The sequence below is a fragment of the Streptomyces sp. Alt3 genome (assembly GCF_030719215.1).
Classification (GTDB): Bacteria; Actinomycetota; Actinomycetes; order Streptomycetales; family Streptomycetaceae; genus Streptomyces; species Streptomyces glycanivorans.
Window position 1 is genome coordinate 4,862,452 of the sequence record NZ_CP120983.1, and the last position, 21,553, is coordinate 4,884,004.

Genomic DNA, 21,553 nt, shown 5'->3' on the forward strand with positions numbered 1-21,553 from the left:
GGACGACGGCCCGGAGCGGGGCTTGCCGGGGCCGGCTGCGTCCGGGCCCCGGTCCGGTGAGCCCGAGTCGTTCCAGGAGATGTGGCGCGGACTCGCGCCCCTCGGACTCGACCCGGCAAGTGGCGGCTACCGCCGGTACGCCTGGAGCGGGGCCGACGCGGACTGCCGCGAGTGGTTCCGCGCCCAGGCCGGGTCCCGTGGGCTCGTCCACGAGGTCGACCGCAACGGCAACCAGTGGGCCTGGCACGGTGACCCCCTCGCGGGGGACGCCGTGGTCACCGGATCCCATCTCGACTCCGTGCCCGACGGCGGAGCCTTCGACGGCCCTCTCGGCGTGGTGTCCTCCTTCGCCGCTCTGGACGAACTCCGGCGCAGGGGAGCGGTGTTCACCAGGCCCGTCGCCGTCGTCAACTTCGGCGACGAGGAGGGGGCACGTTTCGGGCTCGCCTGCGTCGGTTCCCGGCTCGCCGCGGGGCAGTTGACGGTCGCGGACGCGCACCGGCTCCGGGACGGGGACGGGGTCGCGCTGCCCCGGGCCATGGAGGCGGCCGGGTACGACCCGGACGCCATCGGACCCGACCCCGGACGCCTCGCCCGGATCGGCGCGTTCGTCGAGCTCCATGTGGAACAGGGGCGCGCCCTCGACCTGAGCGGCGACCCGGTCGGCGTCGCCTCGGCCATCTGGCCGCACGGCCGTTGGCGGTTCGACTTCCGGGGCGAGGCCAACCACGCCGGCACCACACGGCTCGCCGACCGCCGGGACCCGATGCTCCCGTACGCCGAGACCGTGCTCGCGGCCCGGCGGGAGGCGGAGCTCGCCGGAGGCCTCGCGACCTTCGGCAAGATCGCCGTCGAGCCGAACGGGGTCAACGCGATCCCGTCCCTGGTGCGGGGCTGGCTCGACTCACGAGCCGCCGACCAGGACACTCTCGACGCGGTGGTGAGTGGTGTCGAGCGGGCCGCGCGGGAGCACGCCGAGCGGGCCGGGATCGATCTCGACGTCGTACGCGAGTCGTTCACGCCGGTGGTGGACTTCCAGCACGCGCTGCGGGACGAGATCCGCCGGGTGCTGGAGAAGCGGGGTGGTGACGGCTTCGACGCCGAGGGACGCGCCGTGCCGGTGCTCGGCACGGGAGCCGGACACGACGCGGGTATTTTGTCCGCTTCCGTGCCGACCGCCATGCTGTTCGTACGGAACCCCACCGGGATCTCGCACTCACCCGCGGAACATGCCGCGGAGGACGACTGCGTGGCCGGAGTGAGGGCACTCGCCGACGTACTGGAAGGCCTCGCGTGCAGCTGACGACGCAACCGACGGGCACACCGGTCACCGCGACGTACTGGATGTCGCACGCCTGGCTCGGCACCCATGTCGAGCCGGGCGTGCTCCTGGACGTGTCCGGGGGGCGCATCGCCGGCGTCCGGACGGGCGTCGGCACACCGCCACCCGGCGCCACCGTGCTGCACGGGCTGACCGTCCCGGGACTGGCCAACACCCACTCGCACGCCTTCCACCGCGCGCTGCGCTCCACCGTGCAGGTCGGCTCGGGCACCTTCTGGACATGGCGCGAGACGATGTACCGGACGGCTTCGCGTCTCACCCCCGACACCTACTACGACCTGGCCCGCGCCACGTACGCCGAGATGGCGCTGGCCGGGATCACCGCGGTCGGCGAGTTCCACTATCTGCACCACGCGCCGGGCGGAACGCCCTACGACAACCCGAACGCCATGGGCGAGGCGCTCATCGCCGCGGCGTCCGAGGCCGGCATCCGGATCACCCTGCTCGACACCGCCTACCTCGCCGCCGGGTTCGGGGAGGAGCCGAACCGGCACCAGACGCGCTTCTCCGACGTCACCGCCGACGCCTGGGCCGAGCGTGCCTCCCTCCTGGAGGGTGACGACGACCTGGTGGTGATCGGCGCCGCGATCCATTCCGTACGGGCCGTGCCTGCGGGGCAGCTGGCCACCGTCGCCCGGTGGGCACAGGAGCGGGCCGTCCCGCTGCACGTCCACCTCTCCGAGCAGACCGCGGAGAACGACGCCTGCCTCGCCGCCCACGGCCGGACCCCCACGCGGCTCCTGGCCGACCACGGGGTCCTCGGTCCGGGCACCACCGGCATCCACAACACGCACCTCACCGCCGAGGACATCGAGCTGCTGGGCGCGTCCCGGACGGGCACCTGCATGTGCCCCACGACGGAACGCGACCTCGCCGACGGCATCGGCCCCGCCGCCGCGCTCCAGGGCGCGGGCTCCCCCCTCTCGCTGGGCAGCGACAGCCATGCCGTGATCGACCTCTTCGAGGAGGCCCGGGCCATGGAGCTCAACGAACGCCTGCGCACCCACGTGCGCGGGCACTGGACGGCGTCCGCGCTGCTCAGGGCGGCATCCGCCGACGGACATGCCGCGCTCGGCCGGCCGGACGGGGGGACGCTGGAACCGGGTGCGCCCGCCGACCTCACGACCGTCGCACTGGACTCCGTCAGAACAGCGGGGCCGGTACCGAGGCTGGGGGCCGAAGCGGCCGTATTCGCCGCCACGGCCGCCGATGTGCGGCACACCGTGGTGGCCGGACGGCACATCGTGCGGGACGGACGGCACACCCGGATCGAGGACGTGCCCGGAGCACTCGCCTCGGCCGTCGCCGCCCTGCACCACTGACCACCCGGCCGGCCCGCACGCCGGGCGCCCGGGCGGGCCGCGCACCGGATGTCCGCCCGGGCCGACGACCCGGGCCGACCACCCCGGGCGCACCGGATGTCCGCCCGCGCCGACGACCCCGGCCGACCACCCCGGCAGCCCAGCCGGGCGAACCCGAAGAGAGCTGTGTCCGGATGACGACGACCACCACGACCGCCATCACCCACATCGCGAACCTGGTCACCAACGACCCCTCCCTCGGTGACGGGACCCCCCTGGGCCTGATCCGGGACGCGGCCGTCGTGATCGACGGCGACCGCGTCGTGTGGACCGGTGAATCCAGCAAAGCACCCGCCACCGACAACGCCGTCGACGCGGGCGGCCGTGCCGTGGTCCCCGGCTTCGTGGACTCCCACTCCCACCTCGTGTTCGCGGGCGACCGGACCGCCGAGTTCAACGCCCGCATGTCCGGCCGTCCCTACTCGGCGGGCGGCATCCGCACGACGGTCGCGGCCACCCGCGCCGCCTCCGACGACGAGCTCTCCGCGAACGTCGCGCGCTACCTGGACGAGGCGCTCCGGCAGGGCACCACCACCTTCGAGACCAAGTCCGGCTACGGCCTCACCGTCGAGGACGAGGCGCGCGCCCTGCGCATCGCCGCCCGGCACACCGACGAGGTCACCTTCCTCGGCGCGCACATCGTGTCCCCCGACTACGCCGACGACCCCGCGGGCTACGTCGACCTCGTGACGGGGCCGATGCTGGACGCGTGCGCGCCGCACGCCCGCTGGATCGACGTCTTCTGCGAGCGGGGCGCCTTCGACGAGGACCAGGCGCGCACGATCCTCACCGCGGGCCTGGCCAGGGGCCTGCATCCCCGCGTCCACGCCAACCAGCTCGGCCACGGCCCCGGCGTACGCCTCGCCGTCGAGCTGGACGCCGCGTCCGCCGATCACTGCACCCACCTCGACGACGCCGACCTCGACGCCCTCGGCCAGGGCTCCACCGTCGCGACCCTGCTGCCCGGCGCCGAGTTCTCCACCCGCGCGGCCTGGCCCGACGCCCGCCGCATCCTCGGCGCGGGGGCCACGGTCGCGCTGTCCACGGACTGCAACCCGGGCTCGTCGTTCACCTCCTCCATGCCGTTCTGCATCGCCCTCGCCGTACGGGACATGGGCATGACCCCCGACGAGGCGGTCTGGTCCGCCACCGCCGGAGGCGCCGCCGCCCTGCGCCGCACCGACATCGGCCGCATCACCCCCGGCGCACGCGCCGACCTGGTGCTCCTCGACGCGCCGAGCCACGTCCACCTCGCCTACCGGCCGGGAGTCCCGCTGGTCCGTGCGGTGTGGCGTGCGGGGGAGAGGACCGTATGACGGGTACGGCTCAGGGGGTGACAGCCGTGCGACGGGTGATCCGGTTTCCACCGGTCGGTCACACGATGTCGCGGCTGTCTACCGCCGGGTGACTCCTCCCGGTACCGTTCTGAGGCAGCGTGGCTCAGGGGGTAGGACCGGGGGGTCTTGTGGGCGGCAGGCGCATACGTGTGATCAGGCCCGGTGATCTGGGCACCAGGGACATCGAGACGTGGCGGGAGCTCCGGGCGAAGTCCGGCGCCCCGGCCCACCCGTTCATGGAACCGGAGTTCGCCCTGGCCGTCGGCCGTGTCCGGCCGCACGCCCGGGTGGCGGTCATCAGCGACGGGACGGGGAGGACGGCGGGCTTCCTCCCCTTCGAACGGGGGCGGCTCGGCCGCGGCCGGGCCATCGGCCTCGGGGTATCCGACGTCCAGGGCGCGGTGCTCCGCCCAGGCTTCGCACCGGCGGCGAGGGAGCTGCTGCGCGGCTGCGGCCTCTCCGCCTGGGAGTTCGACAACCTGGAGGAGGGTCAGACCCTCTTCGAGCCGGCCGCGGCCCGCTCGTACCCCTCGTACGTCATCGATGTCGGCGACGGCTACGAGAGCTACGAGAAGGCGCTGCGCGCCGGGTCGCCGAAGTTCCTCAGGACGACCCTGGCCAAGGAGCGCAAGCTCGGCCGCGAGGCCGGCGAGGTGCGGCTCGTCCTCGACGAGCGGGACCCCGAGATGCTGCGGACCCTGATGGGATGGAAGTCCGCCCAGTACCGGAGGACCGGCCGCCGCGACCGGTTCGCCAAGCCGTGGATCCGTGACCTGACGGAGTTCCTCTTCCACACCCGCGCACCCGGATGCTCCGGTCTGCTGTCCGTCCTGTACGCGGGCGGACGCCCCGTGGCCGCGCACTTCGGGCTGCGCTCGCGGACGGTGCTCTCGTGCTGGTTCCCCGCCTACGACCCGGAGTTCGCGAAGTTCTCACCGGGCCTGATCCTGCATCTGCGGATGGCGAGGGCCGCGGCGGACGACGGCATCGGGATGCTCGACATGGGGCGCGGGGCGGCCGAGTACAAGGACGCCCTGAAGACCGGCGAACTGACGGTGTACGAGGGCGCCTCGGTCGCACCGGGCGCGGGAGCGGCCCTGCGGTGGCTCGGCCGCGAACCCTCCCGCCGCGCCCACGGCTTCGTACGCGACCGGCCCCGGCTGGCGGGCCTGGCGCAGCGCGGCCTCGCACGGGCCGGGCGGCTGCGCGGACCGAAGCGGCCCTGAGAACAGCGACGACCGGCGTCGGACCAGGACCGTCCACACGTCACGACCGGCGCCGAAGCAGGACCGTCCACACGTCACGACCGGGGGGACCGGATGCCGTACCGGAACGAACGAGCGGGGAACACCCGGCGGTTACCCGACATCAGCCGGCTCGCCGGTCTGGCCGTCGCCGAACTGGAGCTGGACGCGGCCGACGGCACGGGCGTACGGATCGGACCCGTGCCGGGCGGCCCGCCCCTGGACGCCGCACCGCGCGACGGTGACGGACGGCGGTTCTTCGCCCTCGTGCGGCTGCGCGGGCGACCGGTCGGCACGGTTGTCGGGCGCGTCCGGGAGGGCGAGGACCCCGCCTCCGTCCTCGCGAAACAGGCGGCGGACGAGATCGTCGTCCCGGACGCCCCGGAGCGGCCACCGGCGAGGGAGATCCCCAGGGCCACGGTGGTCGTCGCCACCAGGGAGCGGCCCGGCCAACTCGCCCGCGCCCTCGATTCGCTGCTCGCCCAGGACCACCCGGACTTCGAGATCGTGGTCGTCGACAACGCCCCGCTGACCGGCTCCACCCGTGAGCTCGTCACCTCCGCCTACGCCGGCCGGGGCGTGCGACACGTGGTGGAGCCGGTGCCGGGTCTGGCGGCCGCGCACAACCGGGGCGTCGTCGCCGCCACGTCCGAGGTCCTCGCCTTCACCGACGACGACGTCGTCGCCGACCCGCACTGGCTCACCGCGCTGACCAGGCCCTTCGGCGAGGACCCCCGGACGGCCTGCGTCACCGGCCTCATCCTGCCCGCCAGGCTGACCACCCCGGCGCAAGTCCTGCTGGAGAGCCACGGCGGATTCGCCAAGGGGTTCACGGCGCGCCACTACGACCCCGCACACCCGCCCGCGGACGAGCCGCTGTTCCCGTTCACCGCCGGACGGTTCGGCTCCGGCGCCAACATGGCCTTCCGGGCCGGGCCGTTGAGGGCGGTCGGCGGTTTCGACCCGGCCACCGGCACCGGGACCCCGGCCCGAGGGGGCGACGACCTCTACGCCTTCGTGCGTCTCCTCGCCGAGGGGTATCCGCTGCGCTACACGCCCGAAGCGATCGTCTGGCACCACCACCGGGAGCGCTGGGGCGACCTGTGCGGACAGGCCTACGGTTACGGTGCCGGGCTCACCGCCTGTCTCACCGCGCTCCTCGTCCGCAGGCCCGCCCTGTTGCCGTCCCTGCTGGCCCGGCTGCCCCGGGGCCTCGCCCATGCCCGCACGATGACGGCGTCGCGCGGCACGGACGCGTCGGGGCGCGGCGGTGTTCCCGGCGCGCACGGCACGTACACCTATCCATGGCCCCGACATCTGTCCCGGCTGGAGCGCAGGGGGCTGCTGTACGGGCCCCTCGGGTACGTACGCGCCCGGCTCGCGCTCCACGGCGCGTCACGCCCCCGGGCGGAGGGATGAGTGCGGGGGGCCGGATCCCCGTGCTGCTGTACCACGCGGTGATGGACGACCCGCCCGGCTGGATCGCCGAGTTCACCGTCACACCGGCCGCGTTCGCCGCGCAGCTGGACGCGATCGAGGCCGGCGGCCGTACGGCGGTCCCGGTCGGCGCCCTCGTGGCCCATCTCGCGGGCGGTGAGCCGCTGCCGGACCGTCCGGTCGTCCTGACCTTCGACGACGGTTTCGCGGACCTGCCCGGGCCGACGGCCGAGGCCCTCGCCGGGCGGTCGATGCCGGCGACCGCGTATCTCACGACGGGTGCGCTGACCCGGTCCGGCGGGGGCAGCCTGCTGCCGCCCGCCCCGATGATGAGGCTGGAGCAGGCGCCGCTGCTCCAGCGGTACGGCATGGAGGTGGGCGGGCACACCGTCACCCACGCCCAGCTGGACACACTGCCCGCAGCCGCCCTGAGGTCCGAACTCGTCGACTCCAAGGCGGCGCTGGAGGACGTGCTGGGGCACGCGGTGACCCACCTCGCCTATCCGCACGGATACAACAGCGCGCGTGTGCGCCGCGCCGCGCGGGCCGCCGGATACGAGAGCGCGGCGGCCGTACGGCACGCACTGAGCTCCGGCCGGGACGAGCCGTACCGGATCGCCCGGCTGATCCTGCGGCGGAGCCACACGGCGCGGGACGTCGAGCGCTGGATGGCGGGCGAGGGCGTGCGCGTGGCCCCGTTCCCCGACTCACCGCAGACCGTGGGCTGGCGCTGGTACCGGCGGGCGCGAGCCACCGTGCGCGGACCTGAGTTCGCGGGATGAGGGGGGGGAGGGGCGAGAGGGGGTGAGAGGGGCGAGGGAGGCGACGGAGTGGGGGAGTGAGCAGGACGGGCCGCGGGCGCCTGTGGAAATGGGCGAGAGCCCCACAAAGCCGAAGCGCGTTCCTATACTTCGCTTAAGGGGACAGTCCTGAGGGGCAGCGGCGTGACGGCCGCGACCACAGCCGTGGGGGGAGTCGCACCGTGCCGCAGCATGTGCCCGCACCGGTCAAGGGGGACGCCGGGGCCGCACCTCCCCCCGGCCCGCCGCCCGCCGCCTCCGGTGGAGCGCCCCGCCGTCCCCCCGGCCCATTGAGACCCGGGACGCTCCTCACCTGGCTGCCGTTACTCCTGGCGGCCGGGCTCTGGACCTCCTCACTTCCCCACGTCGGGTTCCGCTCGATGGGCGAGTACGGGCTCCTGGACCGGCTGCCGCTCACCTACTACCTCTCCCTGCTCGTCCTGACCGCGGGCTTCCTGGCCGCCCTCCGCCGCGCGGGCACGGCCCCGTGGTGGCCGGCGCTGTACTGCGCCGCGCTGCTGATGGCGCTCAAGGGCGTACCCGCCGTCCTCTACGACTCGGAGCGCTACCCCTGGGCCTCGAAGCACGACGCCGTCATCGACCACCTGCTGGCGAACGGCGAACTGCGCCCCGGGGAGGGCCTGTCCGGCAACATGTCCGCCTACGACCAGTGGCCCGGCTTCTTCACGCTCAACGGCGGGCTCGTCCGGACGTTCGGCGTGGAGGGCGCAGCCTCCTACCTGAACTGGGCACCCGTCGTCCTCGGCCTGCTGATGATGCCGGTCCTGATCCTGATCTACCGCACGTTCAGCGAGGACTGGCGCCTCGTCTGGACCGCCGTCTGGATCTTCCAGCTCGCCAACTGGGTGGGCCAGGACTACCTGGCCCCCCAGGGCCTCGCCTACCTGCTCCACCTGGCCGTACTCGCCGTCGTCGTACGCCACTTCGTGCGTCCCGGTTCGGCCGGGCGGCTGCGCTCACGCGCCCGGCTCGATCCCGCCGCCGCGGGCGTCCCGCCGCCCACCGGCACCCGGCAGCGCGCGCTCGGTGCCGTCGTCCTCGTGCCCCTGATCGTGGCGGTCAACGCGGTGCACCAGCTGACCCCGGTGATGCTCTGCGCCACCCTGCTCGCGCTCAACCTCACCCGTCGCTACCGCAATCCCGGGCTCCTGGCCCTGGCCGTGCTGATCATGCTGGCATGGGACCTGACCATGGGCCGGCCCCTGTTCACCGAGACGCTGGGCACGCTGAAGGACTCCCTGGGGCAGCTCACCCAGAACTCCCGTGCCGGGTACGCCGGTCAGCTCACCGGAGCGGGACCCGAGCTCGCCGGCCGGGCCAACGTCCTGATGGTGCTGGCCGTCGCCGGCCTCGCGGGCGCGGCCCTCCTGCTGCGCCGCCGCCTGGTGCACAGCGCCCTGCCGCTGCTGCTGGCCTCGGCCGCGCCCGTTCCCCTGTTCGTCGTCAACGACTACGGCGGCGAGATGCTCTTCCGCGTCTATCTGTTCGCGCTCCCCGGCGCCGCGTTCTTCGCCGCCGCGGCGCTCGTCCCGGCCGCCGGCGACGCCGGGGCGCACCGGATCCGGCCGGTTGTACGGAGAGTCTGCGCGGTCGCCCTCCCCGTGGTGCTGACCGCCCTGGCGGCGGGCTTCATGCCCTCCTACTACGGCAAGGAGCGGATGAACTACACCCCGCCCGCCGAGACCGCGCTTGTCACCCGCACCATCGACGCGGCGCCCGACGGGGCCCTGATCCTCGCGACCACGGGCTCCTTCCCGCAGGCGCTGCACGACTACGACCGGCTGGAGCACTGGTTCTTCGCCGAGCAGGAACTGCCTGGCAACGTCGAGATGCTCCAGGACCCGGCGCGCTACCTCTCGACGCGGCTGCCCCCCGGCACGACGGCCTTCGTCATCCTCACGCGCACCCAGGGCATCTACACCGCCGGTGAGGGGCTGCTGCCGCCCGGCGGCTTCGCCGCCCTGACCCGGGACCTGACCGCATCACCCCTCTTCCACGTGGTCGAGCGGACCGGCCACGGCGTCGTCCTGCGCTACGACAGCCCCTGAGGCACCCCGCCCGGCCCGCTCCGGGCACCCGCGAACCCACCTGACCAGGAAGGCAGCCACGTGTCCGAGGACCGGCAACCGAAGCTCCCCGCCAGGCGGACCCTCGTCAGAGCCGTGCTCGCGCTCTCCGGCTGGGTGGCGCTCGCCGCGACCGCGCTGCCGGGGGGCGCGCCCCTGCGCTGGGCACCCGTGCTCCTCTTCGTGTGCTTCGGCCCCGGGCTCGCCCTGCTGTATCCGCAGACCGGACTCCTCAGGCCGGGTGCCCGGCTCGAAACGGCCGCGCTCGCCGCGCCCCTCGGACTCTCCCTGTCCGTCGTCGTGGCCACCACGCTGTTCCTGCTGGAGGGATTCTCGGGGACCGCCTTCCTGGTGTCGCTCGCCGCGTTCACCACCCTCGCCGCCGCCCTGCCGGGCCTTCCGCTGCCCGCGGCCACCCGGGGCGCGGTCGAGAGGGGCCGGGCGACATCCGTGGGGCGCCGGTGACCCGCCACCGCGTCTCCGGGGAGCGTGGGCCCCGTACCCCCCTCGTGATCGCCCTGGTCTCCGTCGCCGCACTGCTGGCCGGGCTCCTCGCCTGGCACGGCACGCCGTCCTCGGGTGGGGACGACGGCACGACGCCCTCCGCCGGCTCCCTCCCCTCCGACGCCGCCTCCGGCCCGGTGACCGGAGGGAGGTGCGCCCCCACCGCCACGCTCGTGCCACCGTGCGGGGCCTGGTGGGGGGCCTACGTGCCGCACGCCGGGAACGGCTCGCTCAAGGACGCGGTGTACGCGTTCGAGAAGAAGATCGGCCGGAAACTCGACCTCCTGTACACGTACCACGACATGTCGAACACCGAGCTCGACGGTCAGCTGCTGACCCCCGACGAGCAGGTCCTCGGCCGGGACCGGATGCTGATGCTGGCCTGGGAGTCCACGGTGTGGCGCGAGCCCCACCACGCCAACTGGACCGAGGACCAGCTCGGCTGGGCGAAGGTCGCGTCGGGGGCGTACGACCGCGAGATCATCGACCCCCAGGCACGGCGCCTCAAGGCGTACGGGAAGCGGGTGTTCCTCTCCTTCGACCAGGAGACCGACGCCCGGGTCGGTGACGCGGGCACGCCCGAGGAGTACATCGCCGCCTACCGTCACCTCCACGACCGCTTCGAGGAGCTCGGTGTGGACAACGTGGTGTGGGTGTGGACGGTCTCCGGCTACCTCGCGAACGGCGGGCTCTTCGAGCGGCTCTACCCGGGGGACGACTACGTCGACTGGATCGGCATGGACCAGTACAACTACTTCACCTGCCACGACACCACGGACTGGAAGGACTTCGACCGCAGTCAACGGCCGGCGTACGAGTGGCTGCGCACCCACATCAGTGCCGCGAAGCCCCTGATGTTCGCGGAGTTCTCCACGGTGCCCGATCCGGCGGACGAGGACCGCCAGCGCGAGTGGTACGAGGAGATCCCGGAGGTGGTCCGTACGATGCCCGGGGCCAAGGCGCTGGTGCACTGGAACCGGGCGGTCCCCGGGAAGGGCTGCGACCTCACGGTCGACGAGGGGCCGGGCCTCGAGGGGTACCGCACGGCGGGCCAGGACGACTGGTTCAGGCAGCCGGTGCCCGGCCGCTGACCCTCCCCCGGACGCCGTACGCCACCGCCGCGGCCGCGGACAGCCCGCACAGGACGGGCAGTCCGGCCACGGCGAGGGCGTCCTGCGCGACCCATCCGGCGACCGCGAGCACCCACAACGAGGCCGCCGTGACCCGCCAGTGGACCCCGACGGCCCGCAGCAGGACCGCGGCCGACGCCAGACAGAGCAGCTGGAGCGCGAACGGCAGGGCGCGGAGCACGTCGTCCGAGGAGGCTGCCCCGGCGAGGAGTCCGGCCAGGGCACCGTGCCACTCCCCCGACGCGGCGGCCGGACGGACGCCGAGGAACAGCGGGGCGGAGTGCAGGGCGGTCGCGGTCACCAGCAGGGTCGCGCCCAGCAGCACGGGCCTCGGGCGGCGCAGGGCGACGGCGGCGCAGTGGACGACGACCAGCAGGGCCCCGGCGGCCACGGTGGCGGGCGGCAGGGCGTCGACCAGCTGCGTGCCGGTCAGCCGTGTGCGCCCGTCGGGCGCCGCACGGGACAGCGTCACCCAGAACAGCACGGCCGCGAGCCCCAGCAGCCCCCACAGCAGAGCCGCACCCCTGTCGGAGGCGCCCCGCGGGCCGGTGCCGGAGGTCTGCTCCGCCGCGAGGCGGGCCCAGCTCGTCCCGAACTCCTCGCGATCCCGCCCCGCACGCCGAAGGCCCCACGGCGGCCGCCCGGTGAGGGCCGAGCGCAGTCCCAGTGCGGACACCGTCGCGACCGCGCTCATGGCGACGAGTACCGCCCAGCCGGCTCCGGCGATTCCCGCGGGTCCGAGCAGCAGGGCCGCGCTGCCCAGCACGAGGACGCACATCGTGCCCTGGAGGACGGCCAGCGCACCGGTGCGGCCCTGCACCCGCAGCACACCGATGTGCAGCTCCACGACCACCCGGGGCAGGGCGGCGGCCGCCAGCAGCCGCAGGACCAGGGTGCCGTGCTCCGCGTAGTCGGCGCCGAAGGGGCTGAGGATCTGCGGGGCGAGGAGGACCAGCACGAGTACGACGGGGACCAGCAGGACGGCCATGCGGCGCAGCGCCCCGCGTACGCCTTCTGCCAGCCGGCCGGGGCTGTGCGAGGCGTGGGCGGTGAGGGAGGAGGCCATGTTGATGGCCATGAACTCCATGGTGCCGCCGACGGTGTAGGCGATGTAGAAGAAGCCGTTGTGCGCTGCGTCGAAGCGTACGGCGACCATCACCGGCAGCAGGTTGATCATCGCCAGGCTGAAGAGCGCGCCGACCGAGTCGCCGGCCAGGAACCTGCCGATCTCGCGCGGCCGGGGCGGTTCGCGGTCCCGGTCGGCCCCTGCCTGACGTGGGATCAGCCTGCGGAAGACCAGCCAGCCGAGGGGCAGTACGGACAGGGCGATGGCCGCGGCCCAGGACACGAAGACGCCGAGGACGGGCAGGGCGGTCGCGAATGCGGCGAGGAGCAGCAGCTTGCCGACGGAGAACACCGCGTTGCCGACGGGCACCCACACGGCCTTGCGCAGCCCGGTCAGCACCCCGTCCTGGAGCGTGAGGACCGCCCAGGCGACGCAGGAGCCGGTGAAGACGAGCCCCGCGGACAGGGTGCCGAGCGGGGCGTACGAGTCGCCCCACAGGTCCAGGGTGAGCAGGAAGAGCACACAGGCCAGGGTGACGACGAAGGAACTGACCAGATAGGTGCGGGCGACCAGGGACGCGGTCGCACGTCCGGCGCGGGGGACGTAGCGGACGACGGCGCCGATCATCGTGGTGGCGGTGACCGAGGCGAGGAGCCGCATCGCGGCGATGGCGGCGGATCCCTGCCCGACGGCCTCCTCGGTGTAGTAGCGCGCGGCGACCAGCCAGAACCCGAGGCCGAGGGCGGCGGAGACGCCGGTGGAGAGCATGAGGGCGTAGGCGTTGCGGAACATGGAGTCGCCGCTCGCACCGCTCTCCGGAACGGGCGGGGGCACCGCTGCGGTCTCCTGCGGGCGTGCTCTCGCCGTGTCAGCCACCGGGCAGCTCCCCCAGAGGGCGGATGCCGGCCGAGGTGAGTACGTCGATGACGGGACCGGCCCGCAGCGGGTCGACGGGCAGGGCGTGGCGTGCGAACCGGACCGCTCCGGCGGGGGAGGGCGAGGGGTCGGTGAACCGTTCGCCCGCGTAGGCGTCGAGCGGTGGGTCGTAGAGGTAGCCGACGGTGATGCGGCGACGGGCGAGCGCGGCGACGGCGGTCTCCCGGTCGGCGACCAGTAACGGCACCCGGAACAGCGGCTGTACGGGCGAGCCCGGATGGACGGGGGGCGCCCAGCGGGTCGCGAGGAGGCGCTCGGTGCCCGCCCGGTGGGCGGAGAGCCGTCCGTCGAGGCGGGCCAGCAGGTGCTGGATGCGGCGCAGCCGTAATCGGCCGGGAGCGATGCGGTAGTCGTGCATGTCGACGCGGACCCAGGAGTGGAGGGCGGTCAGCGAGGGTGCGGCGTCCAGGGCCTGCCGCAGTTCGCCGGGCCGCAACGGCATCCGGATCTCCTGCCGTTCCTGGAGTCCGAGGAGCCGCAGGGCCCACCAGGCCGCCGGGGCGAGCCGCAGCCCGCGGACGGCCGACTCCGCGTACGGGCGTACGGCGTAGGCGAGTTCGGCGGTGAGGCGGACCGGGTCGAGCAGGGTGTCCCGGGCCCGCTCCAGCGGTGCGCGCAGGGCCGGGTCGGCGACGGCGAGGAAGCCGCCGGCCTTCGCGCCGACGTGTTTGGAGAGGCTGAAGACGGCGGCGTCCCCGAACGAGCCGACGGGAGCGCCGTCGGTGACGCTGCCGATGGCGTGTGCCGCGTCCTCGATCAGCGGGATGCCCAGCCGGTCGCAGCGCCCGCGCAGCCGCCGGGCCTGGTCGGGGTTTCCGTACAGGTTGGTGGTGAGGACGGCGCGGAGGCCCTTCCATACGGATTCGGGCACCGCGTCCACGTCGATCGACCCGTCGGTGGCCGACAGCGGGGCCTGGACGGGGCGCAGGCCGGAGGCGAGGACGACGAACAGGATGACGTCGTCGTTGACCGGGGACATCAGGATCTTTCCGCCGGGTTCGCACCAGTGGCGCAGCGCCACGTAGAGGCCGAGCCTGCATGACGGGACGTACAGGCACTCCCGGCCGAGCCGGGTGCCCATCGCCGCTTCCAGCGCTCCCGCGACGGCACGGTCTCCCGGACCGCTCTCCCCATGAGCCATGTGTTCCCCCCAGAACCCCGCCCAATGTGACCCAGTCCGTGGCACTTCGTCAACAATGCGGAAGGACCCGCCCGTTGTCCGGGTCAGGTCCTTCCGCAAGGTGTACCGGGGGGTTCCGGTGACGCCGGGTCACTCCTCGACGGTCAGGCCCTTCCTGAGCTTGACCAGGGTCCGGGAGAGCAGCCGGGACACGTGCATCTGGGAGATGCCGAGCTCCTCGCCGATCTCGGACTGCGTCATGTTGGAGACGAACCGCATGGAGAGGATCGTGCGGTCGCGCAGGGGCAGCGAGGCGATGAGCGGCTTGAGGGACTCGATGTACTCGATGCCTTCGAGCCCGTGGTCCTCGTAGCCGAGGCGGTCCGCGAGGGCGCCCTCGTTGCCGTCGCCGTGGTCGTCGGGCTTGGCGTCCAGCGAGCTCGCGGTGTACGCGTTGCTCGCGGCCATGCCCTCGACGACCTCGTCCCTGCTGAGGCCGAGGCGGTCGGCGAGTTCCATGACGGTGGGGGCGCGGTCCAGCTGCTGGGACAGCTCGTCGCCCGCCTTGGCCAGGTCCAGACGCAGCTCCTGGAGCCGGCGCGGGACGCGCACGGACCAGCTGGTGTCACGGAAGAAGCGCTTGATCTCGCCGACGATGGTGGGCATCGCGAACGTCGGGAACTCCACGCCCCGGCTGAGCTCGAAGCGGTCGATCGCCTTGATCAGGCCGATGGTGCCGACCTGGACGATGTCCTCCATGGGCTCGCTGCGGGTGCGGAACCGGGAGGCGGCGAACTTGACGAGGGCCAGGTTCAGCTCGACGAGGGTGTTGCGGACGTACGCGTACTCGTGGGTGCCCTCCTCGAGGGCTTCGAGCCGCGCGAAGAGCGTCTTCGACAGGGCCCTGGCGTCCAGCGCGCCGATCTCGGCGTAGTGCGGGATCTCGGGAAGGCTTTCGATGCCCTCGAACTCCTCGACCGTGAAGTGGTCGTCGGCGGCCGGGGCGGTGGTGCGGGTGCTGGTGCGCGGGCCGGGTACGGCGCTCGCGGCAGCGGAGTCGGAATCGGTCGGTCCCTGAGGACATGCCGACGTCGCGATGTGGGTACGCGATACGTCGAGCCGGGGTGACATGGTTCTCCTCCATCGTTCTCGGCATATGGCTGCCGATGCCCATACGTGTTCCTGCGGTGAAGCGGCGCCTCCGAAGCCGATCGAAATTCCTGGTGCAGATGTCCCTTCTACCCTTACCCGGTTCCAGCCACGAGTTACAAGCGCCAAATGCTCCTGTATGTCCGGTTTATGGAGTTCTTCGACTACCGTGTGGCGAGGGAAACGCGTAATGTTTCACGCACGTCGGGGGCAGCCACGATGAAGCCGCGCACACAGGGGCGCGGGTAGTGACGGACGGCGAAGAGGGACGGCATGGACCGCGGGACGGTCGGCAGCGCGAACCGGGGTCGGCTTCAGGTCGACGTCCGGACCGAGGGCCGAAGCGAAGTCGTGACACCGGCGGGTGAGCTCGATCACCACACCGCCGATCTGCTGCGCGAACCTCTGGAGTACGCCGTCGAGCACGGGCGTACCCGGCTGGTGGTGGACTGCTCGCGGCTCGACTTCTGCGACTCGACCGGGCTCAACGTGCTGCTCGGTGCCCGCCTGAAGGCCGAGGCGGCCGGAGGAGCGGTTCACCTGGCCGGAATGCAGCCCGTGGTGGCTCGCGTCTTCGAGATCACGGGGGCGGAGGCGGTCTTCACCGTCCACGCCTCGCTCGAAGACGCTCTGAGCAGCTGAAGCGGCGCTTCCCATGCGTCTACCCGGCACCCGGTGCCCCGACTATCGCGCGCGTCACGCTGATGGCGTAGCCGAAGTGGGTGTCGTCACCATTCGGCCGGGCAGGAGAGATCCCGTCGGGGTCATGAAGCCCGCACACTCTGTATCTGATCAATATCTGTTCGATGGCAACACACGGTGAATCGGTGAGGTGAAGCGCTGATGAGCACCACCCGGCAGCATCCGCCGGGCGGCCTCGGCCGCGAGCCGGACGGCACGGGCTCCGCCTCTGCCGTACCGTCCGACCGGCAGTGGCGCGCGCTCTCGCTGAGAGACGCCAGCGGCATCGTGCCGATGGCCCGCGACTTCGCCCGGTCCGCGCTCCACGACTGGGGCTGGCTGCCCGCGTCGAGCGCCGACAGGCGGGCGGCCGCCGAGGACGTCCTGCTGGTCGTCTCCGAGCTCGTCACGAACGCCTGCCTGCACGCGGAGGGCCCCGAGGAACTCCGTATCGGCCGCTCCTCCAAGAGCCTGCGGGTCGAGGTCGTCGACGGCGGCGCGGGCCAGCCGGCGCCCCGCACCCCGCACCGCGCGGGGCGGCCCGGCGGGCACGGCATGTTCATCGTGCAGCGGCTCTGCCTCGACTGGGGCGTCTCACGCACACCGGACCAGCCCGGCAAGACGGTCTGGGCGGAGCTCGCGGCACCGGCGTAACCCGGCCCGCCCGTATGCTCCGCCGGATATCTGTACACACACGGAAGAGGCCCCGCACCGATCGTCCGGTGCGGGGCCTCTTCCGTGCGGGCGGACCGTGTCAGCGGACGTTGCCCATGAGTTCCTTGACCTTGCCGCGGTACATGAAGATCGCGACACCCGCGAGGACGGCGAGCGTGGCCTGGAGTGCGACGACCCCGGTGCCGTTGAGCTCGACACCCGCGAGGGAGAGCAGGCCCGTGGTGCAGTCACCGGCGGTCACGGCCAGGAACCAGACACCCATCATCTGGCTGGCGTACTTGGCCGGGGCCATCTTCGTGGTGACCGACAGGCCGACCGGGGAGAGCGTCAGCTCGCCGACGGTCTGCACGAAGTAGATCGCGACCAGCCACATCGCGGCGGCCTTGTGGCCGTCGCCCGCGATGGTCAGCGGCGCCAGGAAGAGGAAGAACGACGCGCCGACCAGCACCAGACCGGAGCTGAACTTCACGACCGTGCTCGGCTCCTTGCCCCGCCGGTTCAGCGCCAGCCAGAAGGCGGCGAAGACCGGGGCCAGCGCCATGATCAGGACCGGGTTGACCGACTGGTACCAGGAGACCGGGAAGTCCCAGCCGAGGACCGAGTTCTCCGCGGAGGAGTCGGCGAAGATCGCCAGGGTGGAACCGCCCTGGTCGTAGATCATCCAGAAGATGGCGGCGGCGACGAAGAACCAGATGTAGCCGGACATCTTCTTCTGCTCGGTCTGGCTGAGCTCCTTGTCGCGCTTGATGCGCACCAGGACCATGACCGGGATGATCAGACCGGCGATCGTGATCGGGACCAGCAGCCAGTTCAGCGTGTACACGCCGGTGACGACCGTGCCGATGTAGAAGACGGCCGCGATGCCGAGCCAGATCATCGACTTGCGCAGTGTGGACGCGCGCTCGTCCGCGGAGAGCGGCTTCGGCACGACGAGGCTGCGCTCGTCCAGGTGGCGCGTGCCGAGCAGGAACTGGGCGACGCCGAGTCCCATGCCGAGTGCGGCCAGGGCGAAGCCCAGGTGCCAGTTGACGTTCTCGCCGACGGTGCCGATGACCAGGGGCGCCGCGAAGGCACCCATGTTGATGCCCATGTAGAAGATCGTGAAGCCACCGTCACGGCGCGGGTCGTCCGGGCCGTCGTAGAGGTGGCCGACCATCGTCGAGATGTTGGACTTCAGCAGACCGGAGCCGATGGCCACCAGGCCGAGTCCGGCGAAGAAGGTGCCCTCGGTGGGGAGTGCCAGCGTCAGGTGGCCGAGCATGATGACGCCGCCCGCGATGGCGACGGTCTTGCGGGGGCCCCAGACGCGGTCGCCGAACCAGCCGCCGGGCATGGCGAGCAGGTACACCAGCGACAGGTAGACCGAGTAGATCGCCGTGGCCGTGGCGGGGTTCATGTGAAGCCCGTTGGGAGCGATCAGGTAGAGCGGGAGAAGGGCGCGCATGCCGTAATAGCTGAAACGCTCCCACATCTCCGTCATGAAGAGAGTGGCCAGGCCGCGGGGGTGGCCGAAGAAGGTCTTCTCCGAACCAGAAGTACTGGCCGAGTCCTTCGTCAGGCTGGACGCCATGGTCGATCCTTGCTGGTCGGGACGCGTTCGCCTCGTGAGCGGTACGCGCCCGGTGGGGGGTAGCCGGCACCGGTGCGGGAGAGCCCCACCCCTGACGCCTCAAGGGGATTCGATCCGGCCACCCGATCCGTAGGGAGTGCGGGGGCGACTCGCGGGACAGACCGCTCCGGGATCCACGCCCGGCGCGCGTTCTCGCGCTCCGGGCCCGGCCCACAGGTCATTCACTGGTCGGGGCCGGCGGGAACCGGCCCGTACACAAAAGTGACCCTTGGCGCGAAAAGCTGCCCAAAGGTCATTCGGTGGTGCAACAGGCGTCGAGCAACCATACGACACGACACGCGGGGATATGAAAGGACTTGAGATATGGATCACAGGTCGACGTGGAACCACGGTCGCATATTCGAAGGAGGATGACCGATTCGTGGGCCTGACCCGCAGGGCCTCACCAGTGCCTCACCCCGGCGGGCCTGCGCGGACTACCATCACTGCATGACCCGTGTACTGCTCGCCGAGGACGACGCATCCATCTCGGAGCCGCTGGCCCGCGCCCTGCGTCGAGAGGGTTACGAGGTCGAGGTCCGCGAGGACGGTCCGACCGCACTCGACGCCGGACTCCAGGGAGGCGTCGACCTGGTCGTCCTCGACCTGGGGCTCCCCGGCATGGACGGCCTGGAGGTCGCCAGACGGCTGCGGGCCGACGGCCACGCCGTGCCGATCCTGGTGCTGACCGCCCGCGCCGACGAGGTCGACACCGTCGTCGGTCTGGACGCCGGCGCCGACGACTACGTCACCAAGCCCTTCCGCCTCGCCGAGCTCCTCGCCCGGGTCCGCGCCCTGCTGCGCCGCGGCGCGGTCGAGCCCGCCCCGCAGCCCGCCACGCACGGCGTCAGGATCGACGTCGAGTCGCACCGTGCCTGGATGGGCGACGAGGAACTCCAGCTCACCGCCAAGGAGTTCGACCTGCTCCGGGTCCTCGTCCGGGACGCCGGGCGGGTCGTCACCCGTGACCAGCTGATGCGCGAGGTGTGGGACACCACCTGGTGGTCCTCCACCAAGACCCTCGACATGCACATCTCCTGGCTCCGCAAGAAGCTCGGGGACGACGCCGCCAATCCGAGGTACATCGCCACGGTCCGGGGCGTCGGCTTCCGGTTCGAGAAGAGCTGACGTACAGAACACTCATGCGCCGCCGACTGATCAACTCCACGCTCGCCGTGGTGCTCGTCGTGATCGCCGTCTTCGGCGTCTCCCTCGTCATCGTCGAGACCCGCACCATCAGCAACAGCGCCCAGGAGAGCGTCGACGCCGAGGCATTCCGGCTGATCAGCGTCGTCGAGAGCCGGCTGCTCGGCGCCGAACGGATCACCCCCCAGGTCCTCGCCGAGCAGGTGGACCCCAGCCGCTACGCCCGCGTCGAGATCCCGGGGCGGTCCCCGATCGAGGTCGGCGAGCGCCCCGCGGACGGCGACTCGATCCGCAGCACGGAGACCGGGGAGCAGGGCGAGAAGGTCACCGTCGAGGAGTCCCGCTCCACCGTGACCCGCGAGGTCGGCCGGACCCTGCTGATCATCGGGGCGGTGGCGCTGCTCGCCATCATCTCCGCCGTGCTCCTCGCCGTGCGCCAGGCCGACCGGCTGACCTCACCGCTCACCGACCTCGCCGAGACCGCCGAGCGCCTCGGATCGGGCGACCCGCGGCCCCGGCACAAGCGGTACGGGGTGACCGAGCTGGACCGGGTCGCCGACGTCCTGGACTCCTCCGCCGAACGGATCGCCCGCATGCTCACGGCAGAGCGGCGCCTGGCCGCGGACGCCTCGCACCAGCTCCGTACGCCGTTGACGGCCCTCTCCATGCGGATCGAGGAGATCTCGGTCACCGACGACCCCGACACGGTGAAGGAGGAGGCGAACATCGCGCTCACCCAGGTCGAGCGGCTCACCGACGTGGTGCAGCGGCTGCTGACCAACGCCCGTGACCCGCGGACCGGCTCCGCCGTCGTGTTCGACCTCGACGAGATCGTCAAGCAGCAGATCGAGGAGTGGCGCCCGGCCTACCGCAGCGCGGGGCGCGCCGTCGTCTGCTCGGGCAAGCACGGGCTGGAGGCCGTCGGTACTCCCGGAGCCGTGGCCCAGGTGCTCGCCGCCCTGATCGAGAACTCGCTGATGCACGGCGGCGGCACGGTCGCGCTGCGCACCCGTGTCACCGGCAACCAGGTCGTCGTCGAGGTCACCGACGAGGGCCCCGGTGTCCCCGCCGACCTCGGGGCGCGGATCTTCGAGCGCACCATCAGCGGCCGGAACTCCACCGGGATCGGCCTCGCGGTGGCCCGGGACCTCGCCGAGGCCGACGGCGGCCGTCTCGAACTGCTCCAGCAGCAGCCCCCGGTCTTCGCCCTCTTCCTCAGCAGGGTCGTGCCGAGCCGCAAGGAGTACGCGCGCCCGGTGCGCTGAGCCCTCCGGGCGTGGTCGGGGCCGCCGTCGTCAGTGGGCCACCGGGCCGGGTGCTACCTCGTCGGAGGGTCGTCGCTGCTCCAGAAATCGCTCCGTGTCGAGCACGGCCTCCTCGGCGGGCAGCGCCCTGAACACCCAGGTGCGGTACGACCAGAAGCGGAACAGCGTGGCGATGCCGATACCGAGGATCTTGAACACGTTGCTCTGGACCGGGCTGTTCCACCCGAAGCCGTACGTCGCCGCGTAGAGAACGCCCGTCTCGATCACCGCACCGACGGCGCTGAACAGCAGGAACAGCGTCAGCTCGCGGGTCCGGCCGGTCTTGTCGCGGTCCCGGTAGGTCCAGTAGCGGAAGCCGACGTAGTTGAAGAGGATGGCGACGACCGTCCCCATCAGACCGGCCCGCACCACCGGGATCTCCGTGGTGCGCCAGATCAGGTTGGAGACGGCGATGTTGACGACCAGCCCGAGTGCGCCTACCGCGCCGAACTTGGCGACCTCGCGTCCCAGCAGGTCAAGCCGGGTCCGCAGTGCGCCCCGTTCGCTCATGGTGATCGCTCAGCCCCGTCCGTTCGGTTCCCGTCAACCCGGCCATGCTAACCAGCCCTCCCGTGTGATGCCTGTGAGCCCTGGGGACCGTGTGACGAGGGAGTCGGCCGGGGCC

18 protein-coding genes are annotated in these 21,553 nt (G+C 72.3%); 13 read left to right on the forward strand and 5 right to left on the reverse strand.

Annotation, left to right across the window (positions count from 1 at the left end):
- The first annotated feature begins 79 nt into the window (after window positions 1–79).
- The 9 genes from P8A20_RS21540 (at window position 80) to P8A20_RS21580 (ending at window position 11,203) form a co-directional block, all read left to right on the forward strand.
- Window positions 80–1,303 (forward strand): allantoate amidohydrolase, encoded by a 1,224-nt coding sequence (locus P8A20_RS21540; RefSeq protein WP_147964142.1) that lies wholly within the window; start codon window positions 80–82, stop codon window positions 1,301–1,303.
- Window positions 1,294–2,664: a formimidoylglutamate deiminase gene (locus P8A20_RS21545; RefSeq protein ID WP_306104057.1), complete on the forward strand. Its 1,371-nt coding sequence runs from the start codon at window positions 1,294–1,296 to the stop codon at window positions 2,662–2,664. Before P8A20_RS21540 ends, P8A20_RS21545 begins: the two co-directional genes overlap by 10 nt.
- 173 nt (window positions 2,665–2,837) lie before the next feature.
- On the forward strand, window positions 2,838–4,019 hold the full coding sequence (gene hutI / locus P8A20_RS21550; RefSeq protein WP_147963762.1) for an imidazolonepropionase: 1,182 nt from the start codon (window positions 2,838–2,840) through the stop codon (window positions 4,017–4,019).
- A 164-nt stretch (window positions 4,020–4,183) separates the two neighbouring features.
- Entirely contained in the window at window positions 4,184–5,266 is a 1,083-nt protein-coding gene (locus tag P8A20_RS21555; RefSeq protein WP_306105181.1) for a GNAT family N-acetyltransferase, read from the forward strand.
- A gap of 159 nt (window positions 5,267–5,425) precedes the next feature.
- Window positions 5,426–6,703: a glycosyltransferase family 2 protein gene (locus tag P8A20_RS21560; protein WP_371606785.1), complete on the forward strand. Its 1,278-nt coding sequence runs from the start codon at window positions 5,426–5,428 to the stop codon at window positions 6,701–6,703.
- Window positions 6,700–7,503 carry a polysaccharide deacetylase family protein gene (locus tag P8A20_RS21565; protein WP_306104058.1) on the forward strand — a complete coding sequence of 268 codons (804 nt, stop codon included), beginning with the start codon at window positions 6,700–6,702 and terminating at the stop codon, window positions 7,501–7,503. The genes P8A20_RS21560 and P8A20_RS21565 overlap by 4 nt, the downstream gene beginning before the upstream one ends.
- A 200-nt stretch (window positions 7,504–7,703) precedes the next feature.
- Window positions 7,704–9,590: a hypothetical protein gene (locus P8A20_RS21570; protein WP_306104059.1), complete on the forward strand. Its 1,887-nt coding sequence runs from the start codon at window positions 7,704–7,706 to the stop codon at window positions 9,588–9,590.
- A gap of 60 nt (window positions 9,591–9,650) precedes the next feature.
- Window positions 9,651–10,073: a hypothetical protein gene (locus P8A20_RS21575; RefSeq protein ID WP_306104060.1), complete on the forward strand. Its 423-nt coding sequence runs from the start codon at window positions 9,651–9,653 to the stop codon at window positions 10,071–10,073.
- Window positions 10,074–10,120: 47 nt separating this feature from the next.
- Complete coding sequence (locus tag P8A20_RS21580; RefSeq protein ID WP_371606786.1) at window positions 10,121–11,203, forward strand: glycoside hydrolase family 26 protein; 1,083 nt, start codon at window positions 10,121–10,123, stop codon at window positions 11,201–11,203.
- Here the strand turns inward: P8A20_RS21580 and P8A20_RS21585 are convergent.
- From P8A20_RS21585 to P8A20_RS21595, 3 genes are all read right to left on the reverse strand, one after another.
- A complete protein-coding gene (locus P8A20_RS21585) occupies window positions 11,178–13,184 on the reverse strand; it encodes a lipopolysaccharide biosynthesis protein (RefSeq protein ID WP_445978182.1) in 2,007 nt (668 codons plus the stop codon). The genes P8A20_RS21580 and P8A20_RS21585 overlap by 26 nt on opposite strands.
- Window positions 13,177–14,385, reverse strand: a complete 1,209-nt coding sequence (locus P8A20_RS21590; protein ID WP_371934409.1) for a DegT/DnrJ/EryC1/StrS family aminotransferase — start codon at window positions 14,383–14,385, stop codon at window positions 13,177–13,179. The genes P8A20_RS21585 and P8A20_RS21590 overlap by 8 nt, the downstream gene beginning before the upstream one ends.
- Window positions 14,386–14,514: 129 nt before the next feature.
- A complete protein-coding gene (locus tag P8A20_RS21595) occupies window positions 14,515–15,495 on the reverse strand; it encodes an RNA polymerase sigma factor SigF (RefSeq protein ID WP_147963757.1) in 981 nt (326 codons plus the stop codon).
- A gap of 291 nt (window positions 15,496–15,786) precedes the next feature.
- Between P8A20_RS21595 and P8A20_RS21600 the strand changes: the two genes are divergently transcribed.
- A complete protein-coding gene (locus P8A20_RS21600; RefSeq protein ID WP_147963756.1) occupies window positions 15,787–16,155 on the forward strand; it encodes an STAS domain-containing protein in 369 nt (122 codons plus the stop codon).
- A gap of 201 nt (window positions 16,156–16,356) precedes the next feature.
- Entirely contained in the window at window positions 16,357–16,848 is a 492-nt protein-coding gene (locus P8A20_RS21605; RefSeq protein ID WP_147963755.1) for an ATP-binding protein, read from the forward strand.
- Window positions 16,849–16,948: 100 nt separating this feature from the next.
- Here the strand turns inward: P8A20_RS21605 and P8A20_RS21610 are convergent, their stop codons facing one another.
- Window positions 16,949–18,439 carry an oligopeptide:H+ symporter gene (locus tag P8A20_RS21610; protein ID WP_147963754.1) on the reverse strand — a complete coding sequence of 497 codons (1,491 nt, stop codon included), beginning with the start codon at window positions 18,437–18,439 and terminating at the stop codon, window positions 16,949–16,951.
- A 489-nt stretch (window positions 18,440–18,928) separates the two neighbouring features.
- Here P8A20_RS21610 and P8A20_RS21615 point away from each other — a divergent pair, with 489 nt between their 5' ends.
- Both P8A20_RS21615 and P8A20_RS21620 read left to right on the forward strand, forming a co-directional pair.
- Window positions 18,929–19,606 (forward strand): response regulator transcription factor, encoded by a 678-nt coding sequence (locus tag P8A20_RS21615; RefSeq protein ID WP_147963753.1) that lies wholly within the window; start codon window positions 18,929–18,931, stop codon window positions 19,604–19,606.
- A 14-nt stretch (window positions 19,607–19,620) separates the two neighbouring features.
- The gene (locus tag P8A20_RS21620) at window positions 19,621–20,889 is read left to right on the forward strand and encodes a sensor histidine kinase (RefSeq protein WP_147963752.1); all 1,269 of its coding nucleotides are present in this window, start codon (window positions 19,621–19,623) and stop codon (window positions 20,887–20,889) included.
- 30 nt (window positions 20,890–20,919) lie between these two features.
- Here P8A20_RS21620 and P8A20_RS21625 read toward each other — a convergent pair whose 3' ends face one another.
- A complete protein-coding gene (locus P8A20_RS21625) occupies window positions 20,920–21,438 on the reverse strand; it encodes a GtrA family protein (RefSeq protein ID WP_147963751.1) in 519 nt (172 codons plus the stop codon).
- Window positions 21,439–21,553 lie beyond the last annotated feature (115 nt).

What these genes read in the sequence shown, in the direction of transcription:
- P8A20_RS21605 (WP_147963755.1), top strand. Translation starts at nt 16,357, where the DNA reads ATGAGCACCACCCGGCAGCATCCGCCGGGCGGCCTCGGCCGCGAGCCG.
- P8A20_RS21625 (WP_147963751.1), bottom strand. Translation starts at nt 21,438, where the DNA reads ATGAGCGAACGGGGCGCACTGCGGACCCGGCTTGACCTGCTGGGACGC.
- P8A20_RS21610 (WP_147963754.1), bottom strand. Translation starts at nt 18,439, where the DNA reads ATGGCGTCCAGCCTGACGAAGGACTCGGCCAGTACTTCTGGTTCGGAG.
- P8A20_RS21600 (WP_147963756.1), top strand. Translation starts at nt 15,787, where the DNA reads ATGGACCGCGGGACGGTCGGCAGCGCGAACCGGGGTCGGCTTCAGGTC.
- hutI (WP_147963762.1), top strand. Translation starts at nt 2,838, where the DNA reads ATGACGACGACCACCACGACCGCCATCACCCACATCGCGAACCTGGTC.
- P8A20_RS21590 (WP_371934409.1), bottom strand. Translation starts at nt 14,385, where the DNA reads ATGGCTCATGGGGAGAGCGGTCCGGGAGACCGTGCCGTCGCGGGAGCG.
- P8A20_RS21620 (WP_147963752.1), top strand. Translation starts at nt 19,621, where the DNA reads ATGCGCCGCCGACTGATCAACTCCACGCTCGCCGTGGTGCTCGTCGTG.
- P8A20_RS21595 (WP_147963757.1), bottom strand. Translation starts at nt 15,495, where the DNA reads ATGTCACCCCGGCTCGACGTATCGCGTACCCACATCGCGACGTCGGCA.
- P8A20_RS21565 (WP_306104058.1), top strand. Translation starts at nt 6,700, where the DNA reads ATGAGTGCGGGGGGCCGGATCCCCGTGCTGCTGTACCACGCGGTGATG.
- P8A20_RS21540 (WP_147964142.1), top strand. Translation starts at nt 80, where the DNA reads ATGTGGCGCGGACTCGCGCCCCTCGGACTCGACCCGGCAAGTGGCGGC.
- P8A20_RS21615 (WP_147963753.1), top strand. Translation starts at nt 18,929, where the DNA reads ATGACCCGTGTACTGCTCGCCGAGGACGACGCATCCATCTCGGAGCCG.